Source organism: Aequorivita aquimaris (genome assembly GCF_001573155.1).
Lineage (GTDB): Bacteria > Bacteroidota > Bacteroidia > Flavobacteriales > Flavobacteriaceae > Aequorivita > Aequorivita aquimaris.
Genome location: NZ_JRWG01000016.1, coordinates 1 through 13,795 on the forward strand (window position 1 = coordinate 1; position 13,795 = coordinate 13,795).

13 protein-coding genes are annotated in these 13,795 nt (G+C 37.7%); 5 read left to right on the forward strand and 8 right to left on the reverse strand.

Annotation, left to right across the window (positions count from 1 at the left end; all coding sequences use genetic code 11):
• A partial coding sequence (locus tag LS48_RS14385) for a T9SS type A sorting domain-containing protein (RefSeq protein WP_117590237.1) occupies nucleotides 1-560 on the forward strand: 560 nt, incomplete at its 5' end.
• Between the two features lie 129 nt (nucleotides 561-689).
• Nucleotides 690-1,040: a DoxX family protein gene (locus LS48_RS14390; protein ID WP_062623190.1), complete on the forward strand. Its 351-nt coding sequence runs from the start codon at nucleotides 690-692 to the stop codon at nucleotides 1,038-1,040.
• Between the two features lie 18 nt (nucleotides 1,041-1,058).
• Here LS48_RS14390 and LS48_RS14395 read toward each other — a convergent pair whose 3' ends face one another.
• A complete protein-coding gene (locus tag LS48_RS14395) occupies nucleotides 1,059-1,835 on the reverse strand; it encodes a S1/P1 nuclease (protein WP_062623191.1) in 777 nt (258 codons plus the stop codon).
• 233 nt (nucleotides 1,836-2,068) lie between these two features.
• Here LS48_RS14395 and LS48_RS14400 point away from each other — a divergent pair, with 233 nt between their 5' ends.
• From LS48_RS14400 to LS48_RS14410, 3 genes are all read left to right on the forward strand, one after another.
• Entirely contained in the window at nucleotides 2,069-2,995 is a 927-nt protein-coding gene (locus tag LS48_RS14400; protein ID WP_062623192.1) for an alpha/beta hydrolase, read from the forward strand.
• A 44-nt stretch (nucleotides 2,996-3,039) separates the two neighbouring features.
• On the forward strand, nucleotides 3,040-4,377 hold the full coding sequence (locus LS48_RS14405; protein WP_062623193.1) for a DUF819 family protein: 1,338 nt from the start codon (nucleotides 3,040-3,042) through the stop codon (nucleotides 4,375-4,377).
• Between the two features lie 83 nt (nucleotides 4,378-4,460).
• Nucleotides 4,461-5,174, forward strand: coding sequence for a DUF4369 domain-containing protein (locus LS48_RS14410; RefSeq protein WP_062623194.1), 714 nt, complete (start codon nucleotides 4,461-4,463; stop codon nucleotides 5,172-5,174).
• Here the strand turns inward: LS48_RS14410 and LS48_RS14415 are convergent.
• The 7 genes from LS48_RS14415 to LS48_RS14445 form a co-directional block, all read right to left on the reverse strand.
• On the reverse strand, nucleotides 5,169-5,435 hold the full coding sequence (locus tag LS48_RS14415) for a hypothetical protein (protein ID WP_062623195.1): 267 nt from the start codon (nucleotides 5,433-5,435) through the stop codon (nucleotides 5,169-5,171). The genes LS48_RS14410 and LS48_RS14415 overlap by 6 nt on opposite strands.
• A gap of 69 nt (nucleotides 5,436-5,504) precedes the next feature.
• Complete coding sequence (locus tag LS48_RS14420) at nucleotides 5,505-6,482, reverse strand: type I phosphomannose isomerase catalytic subunit (RefSeq protein ID WP_062623196.1); 978 nt, start codon at nucleotides 6,480-6,482, stop codon at nucleotides 5,505-5,507.
• Complete coding sequence (locus tag LS48_RS14425; RefSeq protein WP_062623197.1) at nucleotides 6,482-6,892, reverse strand: 6-pyruvoyl trahydropterin synthase family protein; 411 nt, start codon at nucleotides 6,890-6,892, stop codon at nucleotides 6,482-6,484. Before LS48_RS14425 ends, LS48_RS14420 begins: the two co-directional genes overlap by 1 nt.
• Nucleotides 6,889-7,407 carry an isopentenyl-diphosphate Delta-isomerase gene (gene idi, locus LS48_RS14430; RefSeq protein WP_062623198.1) on the reverse strand — a complete coding sequence of 173 codons (519 nt, stop codon included), beginning with the start codon at nucleotides 7,405-7,407 and terminating at the stop codon, nucleotides 6,889-6,891. Before idi ends, LS48_RS14425 begins: the two co-directional genes overlap by 4 nt.
• A gap of 104 nt (nucleotides 7,408-7,511) precedes the next feature.
• On the reverse strand, nucleotides 7,512-9,443 hold the full coding sequence (locus LS48_RS14435) for an OmpA family protein (protein ID WP_062623199.1): 1,932 nt from the start codon (nucleotides 9,441-9,443) through the stop codon (nucleotides 7,512-7,514).
• Nucleotides 9,444-9,455: 12 nt separating this feature from the next.
• Nucleotides 9,456-10,397 carry a PorP/SprF family type IX secretion system membrane protein gene (locus LS48_RS14440; RefSeq protein ID WP_062623200.1) on the reverse strand — a complete coding sequence of 314 codons (942 nt, stop codon included), beginning with the start codon at nucleotides 10,395-10,397 and terminating at the stop codon, nucleotides 9,456-9,458.
• 57 nt (nucleotides 10,398-10,454) lie between these two features.
• Nucleotides 10,455-13,787: a CLIPPER-2 domain-containing protein gene (locus LS48_RS14445; RefSeq protein ID WP_262480971.1), complete on the reverse strand. Its 3,333-nt coding sequence runs from the start codon at nucleotides 13,785-13,787 to the stop codon at nucleotides 10,455-10,457.
• Nucleotides 13,788-13,795 lie beyond the last annotated feature (8 nt).

Here is a 13,795-nt window from a genome sequence, read left to right on the forward strand (position 1 = left end):
CTTCTTGTATTGCAGAGGTAAGTGTGGTAGACAGGCTTGCTCCGGAACTAACCTGTCCAGCAGACCAGACAGTTGATCCAGGACCAGGTAACATATTCTATATATTACCGGATTATTTCGCAACTGGCGAAGCTATCGCGGATGACAACTGTACAGACCCTGTAACAGATACGACCCAAGACCCTGCTCCCGGTACGGCGTTGCCCGATGGTGTTCACACCATTACGTTCACCGCTACCGATGAGTACGGAAACACTTCAACCTGTAGCTTTGAGCTTACGGTTGAGTCTGTGCTTGGTGTGAGCCAAAACTCTTTGGACGCTGGCGTGGCACTATATCCAAACCCAGCGAGCAATGTTGTGAACCTTGTTAACAAGACCAACATCTCCCTAGAGAAAATGATGATCTATGACATAAACGGAAAACTAGTAAGCCAGACAGACCTTCGCGCTATGCAAGGTGAAAGAGCGGTAGATGTTTCATCGCTTGCTGCTGGAGTTTACGTTGTTCAGATTATTGGTGACAATGCAAGCACTGTGAAGCGCTTGATAAAAGAGTGATTTTTTTCTCATATATAATTAATTAAAAAAGAAAGCCTTCCTTCTAAACAAGGGAGGCTTTCACTTTTTAGTAAGTTCAAGCTTGACAAAACCTTCAAAAAGATTACTTTTAAAGTTTAAAAAAAAGCTATGTTACCTTGGCATCAATATTTAATGGGAGTGCTTTATGTACTTGCGGGAATGAATCACTTCCGAAAACCGAAACTATACGTACGCATTATCCCTCCCTATCTTCCTGTGCACAGCACTTTAGTGATGCTGAGCGGAGTTGCCGAAATGATCTTGGGGTTTATGATAATGAATAAAAACACTCAAGCAGAAGCTGCTTGGGGAATAATTATTATGCTTATAGCTTTTATACCTGTGCATATTTATATGCTTCAAAATAAAGAAGCAGCAATGAAATTACCAAAATGGGTACTTATACTCCGTCTGCCGCTGCAATTTGGGTTAATGTATTGGGCATATTTATATACCTAATGAAAAAGGTTATTTTAACTAACTGAAAGTTTCATTTAAAACTTCCGCCAACCGAATACCTCCTTTTTGAAGTTGAAAGCGTAACGTATCCATATACTTATACATATATGCATAACCAAGCTTTTCACCAATTTCAGTGTTTTTATAAATGTCTTCACATAATGCTCGGCTTTCATACATCCAATCCAAAACACCGCCTTTTTTAATCATCTCAACTTGTTCTTTTGTAAGCACATCGGTGTTTGCAGCTAATTCGGTATAAGACATCTCGTAGAAATCTATCATTTTATAGTCCCAAACCGTATGCAAATTTGTGCCATCACTAAACCAACGCACCTGAAAATCATTACCTCCTTTATCATCTTCCAAACCAATGTGAAGCGGCTGGTGAAGATCTCCCATAAAATGAACCAGCATTTTTAAATGAAAGATTTTATCCTCTTTAGTACTATTGGCATCTTTCAGAACTGATATACATTTTTCTATTCCCTGAATAATATCTCCTTTTTCACTTTTGGAATGCATTTCATATTTTTCACCAAAGGGAAAGTTTACATAATGCCACGGCCTGTAAGAGTCATACTGGCGATCACTTTTAATATCGTCGCCATAATTTGCCACAAATGCCAATGAATGCCCGTTCAGCAATTTTGAAATTTCCTTTTCTGCCTTTTTGCTTAAATAGTTTTCTGCAATCTCACCCACCACTCTGTGGCCCGTTTTTCCCCAATCTTCTGCAGCGGTCAAAGCATTTGAAGATACACAAACTAATAGTGCTATTATAATTTTTTTCATAGTAGATATTTTTTGTACTGAAACAAGATTTCAATATCGGGCAAAGATAACTTCCTATTTTTAAAACTGATTTAAACTTTTCAAATTAAACTACAAATTACAGTTCAAAAGAATTTTTTACATTTAGAAAGGCCTGAAAAATATTTAAGTATTAAACAGTGATATTGAAAAACAATATACCCGCAATTTCTCTGTTAAAGCATAACGATTAAATAGCATTTAAAATGTCATCGATGAAAAACCTTCTTATAATTTTTCTTTTTTTCTTTGGATTTGTTTCTGCCCAAAACAAAAAATATAATCCGGAAGAGATAAACATTACGCCCTTAATTGAAGGAACGCTCATAGTTCCCCAAATTGATAAAAAACCTGCATTGGCTATAATAATTGGCGATAGTGGCCCCACGGATCGAAACGGCAATCAACAAATGATGGAAAATAATTCCTTAAAGTTTTTGGCGGAAGGACTTTATGCGAACAATATAGCCTCCTTTAGATATGATAAAAGACTTGTAAAACAGATGAAGCTGCGATCGCTGAATGAAAAAAATATTCGGTTTGATCATTTTATTGATGATGCAGTTGCAATATTGGAGCATTTTAAAAAAGATGGACGCTTTTCAAAGATATATATCATAGGCCATGGCCAAGGCTCGCTTGTTGGAATGGTGACCGCACAAAATGGCGCAGATGGTTTTGTCTCCATTGCGGGAGCAGGACAGGAAATTGATGATGTTATTGTAGCTCAGTTGGCTGAACAAGCCCCGGGATTAGTAGATAATGCCCGCACTTCTTTTGACGATTTACGCGCCAATGGAATTGCTTACAATTATAGTCCAGGATTAGCCTCTATTTTTCGTAAAGAATTACAACCATTTATATTTACCTGGATGCAGTTTGACCCCCAGATTGAAATTACGAAATTGAACATACCCGTTCTTATAATAAACGGAGATAAAGATATTCAGGTACAGATTTCTGAAGCCGAACTGTTAAAGAATGCCAAACCTGATTCGCAATATGAAATTATTGAAAACATGAATCACGTTTTAAAAGAAATTGAAGGAAATGATTTGGAAAACAGCAAGTCCTATAATATTTATAATTTGCCTGTAGCCCCTAAATTAATTACCGTTATAAGTGATTTCATTAAAAAATAATCCAAATTAAAAAATAATTGTATTTTGCGTCAAAACCATCAAAAATGCAAGATACAACTACCGAAATACTAAAGGATACCACTCCCCTTTTTACCAATGACACCATTGTTTTTGGAATTTTAATGATAGCCCTTGGCTTCATTTTTTACACCTCTTCCCGCGAAGAAGGTTTCTGGAAAAAATTCTACGGAATTGTACCTGCACTTTTCATGGCCTATTTTCTTCCTGCACTACTTACTACCGCAGGAGTCATTTCGCCAGAATGGACTACAGTTTCGGAAACTGGCGAAGCCACTAAAGGAAGTACCAGTTTATACTATATGTCTAGCCGGTACTTATTGCCCGCCGCCTTGGTACTGATGACATTGAGCATAGATTTGAAAGGCGTAATAAACTTGGGGCCTAAAGCCCTTGTTATGTTTTTTGCAGGAACTATAGGTATTGTCCTTGGCGGACCTTTGGCTGTTTTGATAGTAGGGAGCATCCACCCCGAAGCTGTAGGGGGCGAAGGTGCCGACGCGGTATGGCGCGGACTCTCTACTCTTGCAGGAAGCTGGATTGGCGGTGGCGCAAACCAAACCGCAATGCTCGAAATTTACGGTTACAACCAAAAGCTTTATGGCGGGATGGTATTTGTGGACATTGTAGTGGCCAATATTTGGATGGCCATTATTCTCTTCGGAATTGGAAAATCTGCAAAAATTGATAAATGGTTGAAAGCTGATACTTCGGCTATAGAAAATTTGAAGGATAAAGTTTCAGACTATGCCAAAAAAGTAGATAGAAATCCTACGTTGACAGATTTGATGATTCTTGCCGCCATCGCTTTCGGAACAGTAAGTTTTGCACACTTTGGCGCAGATTTTTTAAGCTCTTTCTTCACTTCGGTAGTAGATGGAATTCCTAAAGGAATAACCCGCAATATATTTACATTTCTTGATTCCAGCTTCTTTTGGATGATAACCATAACCACAATTATTGGAGTGCTGCTTTCTTTTACCAAAGCCAAAACCTATGAAGGTGCCGGGGCAAGTAAATTTGGTAGCGTTTTTATCTATATTTTGGTGGCAAGTATAGGAATGAAAATGGATCTTACCCTTATTTTCGACAATATGTGGCTTATTGTTATCGGTTTGGTTTGGATGGCCGTTCACGCAGGATTAATGATTTTGGTTGCAAAAATGATTCGCGCACCTTATTTCTTTTTGGCCGTAGGAAGTCAGGCCAATGTTGGTGGCGCGGCATCTGCACCAATTGTTGCTTCTGCCTTTCACCCATCACTGGCAACGGTTGGAGTACTTTTGGCCGTGTTTGGGTATGCCATCGGAACGGTTGCCGCAATTTTGTGTACCGTATTAATGCAATTGGCTTCTGGCGCATAAAAAATTAAAAAAAATAATCATCTTTGCACCTTTGCAAACCGAGGCTATTTTAGGCTAGGTTTGAATTTTTAAAAAATGACTAAATGCGCTATTTTCTTTTAATTGCAATAATATTCCTAACGTTGGTAGGTTGTTCAACCGATACGGAAAAAATGAATCTTACAGGAACTGTCAAAGGGCTTAAAAAAGGCACATTGCTCCTACAGAAATTTGAAGACACGGTATTGGTAACCGTAGATTCTGTAATCGTTGATGGAAATTCCAATTTCTCCTTTTCTGAAAAAGTGGAAAGCCCAGAAATTTATTATTTATATGTAAGACTAAAAGATGGAAGTCTTCGCGACGATCGCATTACCTTTTTTGCCGAAAACGGGACAATAAACATTCAAACCAATTTAAAAAACTTCGGAAGTGCTGCAACCGTGAAAGGTTCTGCCAATGATAGTATTTTAAAAGAATACGACAAACTGAAGCAACGCTACGTAGCTAAAAACCTAGAATATATTGAGCAACGTTTCAAAAAAGGAAAGAAAAATAACGATTCCTTAGAGCTAGATTTAAACCGCAAACAACAAGCACTTATTTCCAGTAAATATTTAACTACAATCAATTTTGCGTTAAACAACAAGGAATACGAGGTAGCTCCATATTTGATTTTAAGTGAAGCTTACAATTCAAGTGTGAAATATCTGGATACCGTTTACAATTCGTTGGCCCCAAAAATAAAAGACTCCAAATATGGTAAGGAATTGGAGTCTTTTATTGTAAAGCGTAAAAAAGAAGATACGCTTTTATAAGGCGTTTATCTTGTCTATAAGCTTTCTGCCACGCTCTTCAAGTTCGGTATTTATGGCTTTAAAATGCTTCTTTTTGTTTTCAACATCTTTTTGATTCACTTTTGTAATTAAGTCATCAAAAGTAACAATAGCTTCATCTATAATAGCTTCGGCTTTTTTATTGTCTTTATCTGCATTGGTCAGTTCCCAAATGTAAACTGCTTCAATAATATCACCCAAAACATAGTTGATATCTTTTTTTAAATCTCTTACGTTTGCCATAATTTTTCCCGCTAAAGCGGTATTTTTAATTTATTGTAAATTTTATAATCTCGGCAAAGGTACGAACATTTAAGGAATGTACACTTCTAAAAACGAAGCTGAATTGGTAATGAATTTCAGTTTGGGTATATGGGCGGGAATTAAAAATGTTTCGCCCTTTTTGATTTCTTCCGAATAATCATCGGTTTCAATTATAGCACTTCCTTCCAAACACATATAAACCGTAAATGAAGGTACTTGTTCCAAGTCTTTGAGATAATTTTCAGAAAGCACTAATTTATTTACAGCAAAAAAATTAGTAGTTCCGATGGGTGAAGGGGAATTTTTTACTTCGGAATAGTTTAATTTGGATTCTGGCGGATTAAAATCTATCGCTTCCAAAGCCAAATCTGTATGCAGGTCCCGTAGTTTTCCATTGGTATCGGGCCTGTCCCAATCATAAATTCTATAGGTAATATCTGAAGTTTGTTGAATTTCTGCCAATAAAACGCCTGCGCCAATGGCATGTACGGTTCCGGGTTTAAGAAGAAAAGCGTCACCTTTCTTAACGGCTTCAACATTCAAAATTTCGGTTATTCTATTTTCAGAAAGAAAATGCAAATACTTTTTTGAATCCATTTGTTGATTAAAGCCAAGAATGAGTTTACCATTCTTTTCAACATCAAGAATATACCACATTTCAGTTTTTCCAAAGGAATTGTGCCTGGCTTTCGCTAATAAATCATTAGGGTGAACTTGAACGGAAAGGTCTTCGCGAGCATCTATAAATTTGAAGAGAAGCGGAAAGTGATTTCCGAAATTTTTAAAAACTTTTTCACCAACAAGCTTTTCTTTATAATTTTCCAAGACCCAATTAAGTGTATTTCCTTTTAGGGGACCATTCGCAATTTCAGAAATGTTTTCTTCAACTCCAGAAATTTCCCAGCTTTCCCCAACATTTCCTTCGGCGTTTTTCTGAAACAATTCCTGCAGTTTATTACCTCCCCATACTTTTTGTTTAAGTATTGGTTGAAATTTTAAAGGATATAAGGTGGAACCTGTAACCATCAATTACCGTTATAAAAAACAAAGTTACGGGGTGTTTCATAAAGTTTTACCGAAATGCCATAATTTGAATCTATTCGATTCCTTATTTTATTCCAAATTACCACAGCTATATTTTCAACTGTGGGATTGAGGTTTTTAAATTCGGGAACCTCGATGTTTAAATTTTTATGGTCAAAAGAATCTTCAACTTCCTCTTTTATTATATCACTTAAAATCTTGAGATCAATCAAAAAACCCGTTTCTGGATCAATCTCACCTGACACACCTACTTCCAATTCATAGTTATGACCATGATAATTGGGATTACTGCATTTTCCAAATACTTGAAGATTTTTAGCATCGTTCCATTCTTTTTTAAAAAGCCTGTGCGCTGCGTTGAAGTGTGCTTTTCTATATACGGTGAGACTCATACAAGTAAATGTTGGTAAAATTTATCAAATATGATTTTAAACCATGCTGTATAAATTTCGGGATTAATTTCAATATCTTTTTTTACTTCTTCCAGATCCATCCATTTCCACGAAGCCACTTCTTCTTTATTGATATTGGGCGCTTCTTCAAAATTTCCGACAAGAATATGGTCTAGCTCATGCTCTGTGAGACCATTGTCAAATGGCGCTTTATATACAAATGAAGTTGTTTCCTTCAAATCTGTGACAAAACCCATTTCTTCAAAAAGCCTACGTTTTCCGGCTTCAAGTGATGATTCTCCATCACGCTGATGACTGCAGCACGTATTAGTCCAAAGTCCTGGTGAATGGTATTTATGTAATGCACGTTGTTGCAACATCAGTTCATTATTGTTGTTAAAAATAAAAACTGAAAATGCTCTATGAAGAACCCCTTTTTCATGTGCTTCCTGTTTGGGCATCAACCCAATTTTTTCATCCTTTTCGTTTACGAGAATTACTCTTTCTTCTTCCATTAATAGCCCTTTTGGCTCAAAAGTACAAAAAGCGAAAATGTTTTAAAAGCAAAAAGCGTTCAATAGCAAGTATTGAACGCTTTAAAATAACTTAATTTGGTTAATTAATTCTTTATTATAAACATTGATCTTCTGTTAAGCTGGTGTTCTTCTGATGTACAAGTCACACCATTTGAACATTGGTTAACAAGCTGTGATTCTCCGTACCCTTTTGCAGTAAGCCTATTAGCGTCAATGCCTTTGCCAACCAACCATTTGAGTGTAGATTGTGCGCGACGTTCTGAAAGAGCCATATTATAATTATCATTACCACGAGAATCTGTGTGAGATTCAATATGAATAATCAATTCTGGATATTCTCTCATTGCGGCAAGAATTTTAGCAAGTTCTATTTCAGCATCGCGACGAATGTTCGATTTATCAAAATCAAAATAGATAGGTTGAAGGTTCAATTTACAGCCTAAGTCGTTTGGAGGACATGGACCAATTCTCTCTAATGGTAACGGTACATCTACAATACCAGAAAGCATTGGAGTTTCAATAATTTTTTCATAAGGATTGTATCCTTCTTTTACACCTCTAACGGTATATTGCGTTCCGCAATCTCCAACAAAACTATATGTCCCATCATTTTCAGCAGTAGTTTGACTTACCAATTGATTGTTCTCATCTAATAAGCTTACCTGTGCTCCTGGCAAAGGATCTTTAGTTTCTTTGTCAAACACTTTTCCTTGAATTGTGATAGAACAAATTTCTTTTACCAGATAGATGTCGTCATCGATACTACCTCTATCTCCACCTCTATTTGAGGTAACGTAACCGATACGATCATTTTCATTTATAATGAAACCGAAATCATCCTTAGCACTGTTAGTGGGAGAGCCAAGGTTTGTAATTTTACCTGGCTTTCCATCTTTATCAAGTGGAGTTACAAAAATATCATAACCTCCAAGGCCTGAACGACCATCACTAGAGAAATACAGATTGTTATTTTCGCTAATAAAAGGAAATGATTCTCTAGCTTCCGTATTTATTTCGGGACCTAAATTTATTGGCACCCCATATTTATCGTTGCCAAGAATGTCTACATACCAAAGGTCAGACATACCAGTGGTTCCCGGCATATCGGAAGAAAAATATAATCTTTTCTCATCAGGACTTAACGCAGGGTGTGCAACTGAATATTCCTTACTGTTAAAAGGAAGTTCCACAATATTTGTCCAGTTATACTCTCCTGTTTTTGTAGCTTTATACAGTTTTAAGCGAATTGTTTTGTTCTTATCCTTTCCTTTTTTACCATCCAAAAAGTTATTTCTAGTAAAGTAAACTGTCATACCATCTTTTGTAAAAGCAGTTGAGGACTCATGGTAAGGTGTGTTAATGTCTCCGCCTAAAGGCATTGAATTTGAAAGTTGTCCCGTGGAGTCTCGTTCGGCTATAAACAAATCTAAAAAAGGTTGGTTTGTCCATTCATAAACCTTTGTTCCATCTGTTCTTGATGTAGAAGCGTATACTATGTTATCCTTTCCATAGAAAGAAGCCCCAAAATCTGAAGTAGATGAGTTGATCCCTACCTTATCTAGCGTAAAATCTCTTGATTTAAAAACTGTACTTTTTAAATAGTTAGGATCATCCTCATACGTTTTTATCACAAGACCCTTGCCTCCTTTAGAAATATAATCATTCATTAAGGCATCAGATTCGGTATATTTTCCTAAACTTTTTAAAGACTGAGCTGCCCGATAATAATATTCGGCCTCTGTTTGATCAGGAAACTGATTAACAAGTTTATCATACCATTTTGCAGCGTTAGTATAATCACTATTGAAATAATAGGTGTCGCCTAGTTTCTTGAAAATCTCTGCAGATTCGTACCCGTCTTCTACTACTTTTAAATAGATTTCACGGGCATCTATATAGGCAAATTTGTCAAATTCTTTATTTGCTTTTGCGATATCCTTTTTTTGTGAAAGGACGCTGCCGGAGGTTAAAACCACCATTGCGAAAATAAATATGTTACGTACTATTGTATTCATAGTCTTTATTTTTTAGAAGAATCTTGGTGTTAGCACTCGTTCTGGTCTGTTGAACAATTCAAAGCGAAGCATAACTTCATACGAACCATCACTATAGGCCTCAATATCTGTTGTTTGATAGTCATAAGCAAACCCTATAAATATATTGTCGGTAGCTTGAAAACCTACCAGTCCACTCATTGCAGCGCTCCATCTATAGGCTGCTCCAAGGGTAACTTTATCATATAAGAGAAAGTTTGCCGACACATCTGCCTGTAACGGTGAACCACTTACCATTTTGAAAAGCGTAGCTGGCTTGAACTTTAAGTTGTCACTAAGATTAAACACATAACCTGCAATCAAGAAATAGTGCATACGTTCTGCGGCAGTGGTTTCCACTTGAGTGTTTTCTATGCTACCGGTATCAAAATGTTTTGTGGTCAAGAAATTAGGAACCGAAAGACCTACATAAAATTTCTCAGTATTATAGTAAACACCAGCACCTATTTGTGGTTGAAGTTTATTGTCTATATTATTTTCCTGAAAATATGGATCATTCGAATCGTAAATGTTCAACTTAGAAAAATCAACATCTAGTATGTCTAAACCTGCTTTAAGACCAAATGATACTTTTCCGGTTTCAGAGGTATTGATGCTATAGGAATAATCTATATTAAAGTTGGTTTCTACTGCAGGACCTATACGATCATTTACTACAGATAGACCTAAACCCATATTGCTCGCTATTGGCGAATTTACAGTGAAGGTGCCTGTATTGGGCGCTCCATCACCAAAATTGACCCATTGAGTTCGGTAAAGTAAACCAAAGCTTAAGGCCTCACGATTTCCGGCATATGCAGGGTTTACCACCTGCGTATTGTACATATATTGTGTGTACTGTGGATCCTGCTGCGCTTTACTTGAAAACGTGCCAAGTAAAATCAAAATTATTAGCGTTAGATAACTGTGTTTCATAGTTATGTATTTTTAATCCTGGGAGGGAATTTCCTCCCAGGAATTTTTTTGATTTTTCTATCTGTTAATATATAAGTATCCTGTATAGTCAGCTTTACCAGGGTTATCTGCTGGGAAGGTAAGAATGTAGAAGTATGTACCTGTAGGCAACTCTTCATTCTGTTGAACAGTTACACGTCCTTCAGAAATACCTCTGAAAACATTCTGTTTACCATCTGAACCTCCGTATCCATCTGTTTCAAAGACCAATACACCCCATCTGTTAAATATCTTCACATTATTATTTGGCCAATTCTCAATTCCAACAATCTGGAAATAATCATTTAGTCCATCACCGTTAGGTGTAATACCGTTGAATATTTCAAAAGTAGTATCCAATACAAAAGGAAGTGTAACTACTGTTGGATCATCAGGTTCACCATCACCGTTGTTATCATTATTTGTAAGATCAGTTGGATCATCAGAATCATCCTCTACAACATTTCCGTCTATATCTTCTCCAGTTACAGTGGCTTGGTTTACAACCTCTCCATTACCTATATCTTGGTCATTAATAACGTAGGTAGCAGTAAATGTAGTACTGTCTACTTCACCTGGCTCCAATTGTGCTATAGGCCCTCCAAAGATTTCAATACCTGGCAATGGGTCTGTTATCATTATATTATACAATGTCACGTCTCCAGTATTGGTTACAGTAAATGCATAGGAAATAGTTTCTCCAACATCAGCTGATCCATTTCCATTCTCATCGTTGAACACGCCAGTTTTTTCTAATGAAATAGATGGGTTCTGACAAAGATCTGTTACAGTTGGATCATTTTCAAGATAACTGTTGTTATCTGACTGATCAGATACTGAATCACCGTTTGGTGCAAGACCTTCAGCCGTAGCTTGATTTTCAATAAAGCCAGTATCTACGTCACTTTGAGTTATTGTATATACAGTAGTGAAAGTCATTGTATCCTCTTCTCCAGCGGCTAGGTTGATTGGTCCCCCTACAACATTTACCAGTGGATCTGTTACTATTACATTAGTCAGAGCAACGTTTCCGGTGTTTTTAACACTGAAGCTGTATAATATGGTTTCACCAACATCAGCACATCCGTTACCGTTTTCATCATTAGGAACACCTACTTTTATTAATGCAATAGCAGGGTTTTGACAAAGCTCGGTAAGCGTTGGATCATCTTCAAACTCACTATCATCATCAGATAGGTCACTTACAGAATTTCCTGAAGGATCAGTACCAGTAGCAGTTGCTTGGTTCTCAACAAATCCAGCATCAATATCAGTTTGCGTAATAGTATAGATAGCTGTAAACGATGTTCCGTCTGTAGCTCCTGGATCCAGTGTAATTGGACCTCCTGCTACTGTCACCAATGGATCGGTTACAGTTATGTTTGTTAATGTAACGTTTCCAAGGTTGAACACTGTAAAGCTATACTCAATGGTTTCACCAACATCAGCACATCCATTACCGTTTGTGTCATTAATAACTCCAGTTTTAATAAGAGCTATAACGGGGTTCTGGCACAACTCAATTACAGTTGGGTCATCTTCAAGAACGCTGCTTTCATCAGATAGATCACTAACTATTGTAGTATCAGGCGCTGTAGCTTCAGCAGTCGCTTGGTTAATAACCTCTCCAGCATCTATATCAACTTGTGTAATCGCATAGGTTCCTGTATATATCCAAGTCTCGGTAACGTCAAGTTCACCATCGCCATCGGTATCACCAGTTGGTCCAGTGATTGTAGCGATTAATGGATCGGTTACAACCACATTGCTTAAACTCACATTCCCTTCATTGGTCACAGTGAAAGTATAGCTGATTGTCTCATCCACATCGGCACAGTCATTCTGGTTCTCATCATTGAAGATACCTGTTTTTACGATTGCAATAGCTGGATCTTGACATAGATCTACAATTGTTGGGTCATCTTCAAGAACACTACTTTCATCAGAAAGATCAGAAACTACATTACCCATTGGATCATTCGCTTTGGCTGAAGCTTGGTTTACAACCTCGCCAGCATCTATATCGTCCTGTGTAATCGCATAGGTTCCTGTATAAATCCAAGTTTCGGTAACATCAAGTTCGCCATCGCCATCGGTATCACCAGTTGGTCCAGTGATTGTAGCGATTAATGGATCGGTTACTTCAACAAAACTTAAACTTACGTTTCCTTCATTGGTCACAGTGAAGGTATAGCTGATTGTCTCATCCACATCGGCACAGTCATTCTGGTTCTCATCATTGAAGATACCTGTTTTCACAATTGCAATAGCTGGATCTTGACATAGATCTACAATTGTTGGATCATCTTCAAGCACACTGCTTTCATCAGACAGATCGCTAACTACTGTAGTATCAGGTGCAGTACCCGTAGCAGTAGCCTGGTTTTTTACCAATCCGAGATCTATATCATCTTGATTGATAGTATATATTCCAGTATAAACCCATATTTCGGTAACATCAAGTTCACCATCGCCATCCGTATCACCTGTTGGACCAGTAATGGTAGTGATTAAAGGATCAGTTACTAATACGTTGCTCAAACTTACATTACCCTCATTAGTTAAAGTAAAGGTATACGTAATTGTCTCATCCACATCGGCACAATCGTTCTGATTCTCATCATTGAAGATACCTGTTTTTACGATTGCAATAGCTGGGTTCTGGCAAAGTTCTATAACAGTTGAATCATCTGTAGTAGTAGTTGACCCCGAAAGATCGCTTACTGTACTCTGATCAGGCGCAGTACCTGTTGCAGTCGCTTGATTAATAACTTCACCATTATCTATATCATTTTGAGTAATTGTGTAAGTTCCTGAATAGGTCCAGGTCTCAGTTACGTCAAGCTCGCCGTCGTTGTCAGTATCCCCGCTATCCGGTCCTGCAATAGGCCCACCTAATAATGGATCATCTACTACTATATTACTTAAGCTCACGTTACCTTCATTTGTTACGATGAAGGTGTAACTGATAGTCTCATCTACATCTGCACAATCATTTTGATTTTCGTCGTTGAAGATTCCAGTCTTCACGATCGCGATGTCCGGGTTCTGGCATAGCTCAACAACGGTCTGGTCGTCATTGGTTATCTCGGTTCCCGAAAGGTCGCTTACCGTGCTCTGGTCTGGTGCAGTACCTGTAGCGGTAGCCTGGTTGACTACCTCGCCCGCATCGATATCATCCTGTGTGATGGTATAGGATGTAGCGGTGTATGTCCAGGTCTCGTCCACGTCAAGTTCATTGTCGCCATCGGTATCGCCGCCCTGGTAAACGATTGCCACCACAGGGTTCGGTGCCTGTAGCAATGGATCGGTTACAGTTATGCCAGATAGGCTCACGTTGCCCTCATTGGTCACGGTGAACGTATAGGTTATCGTATCAA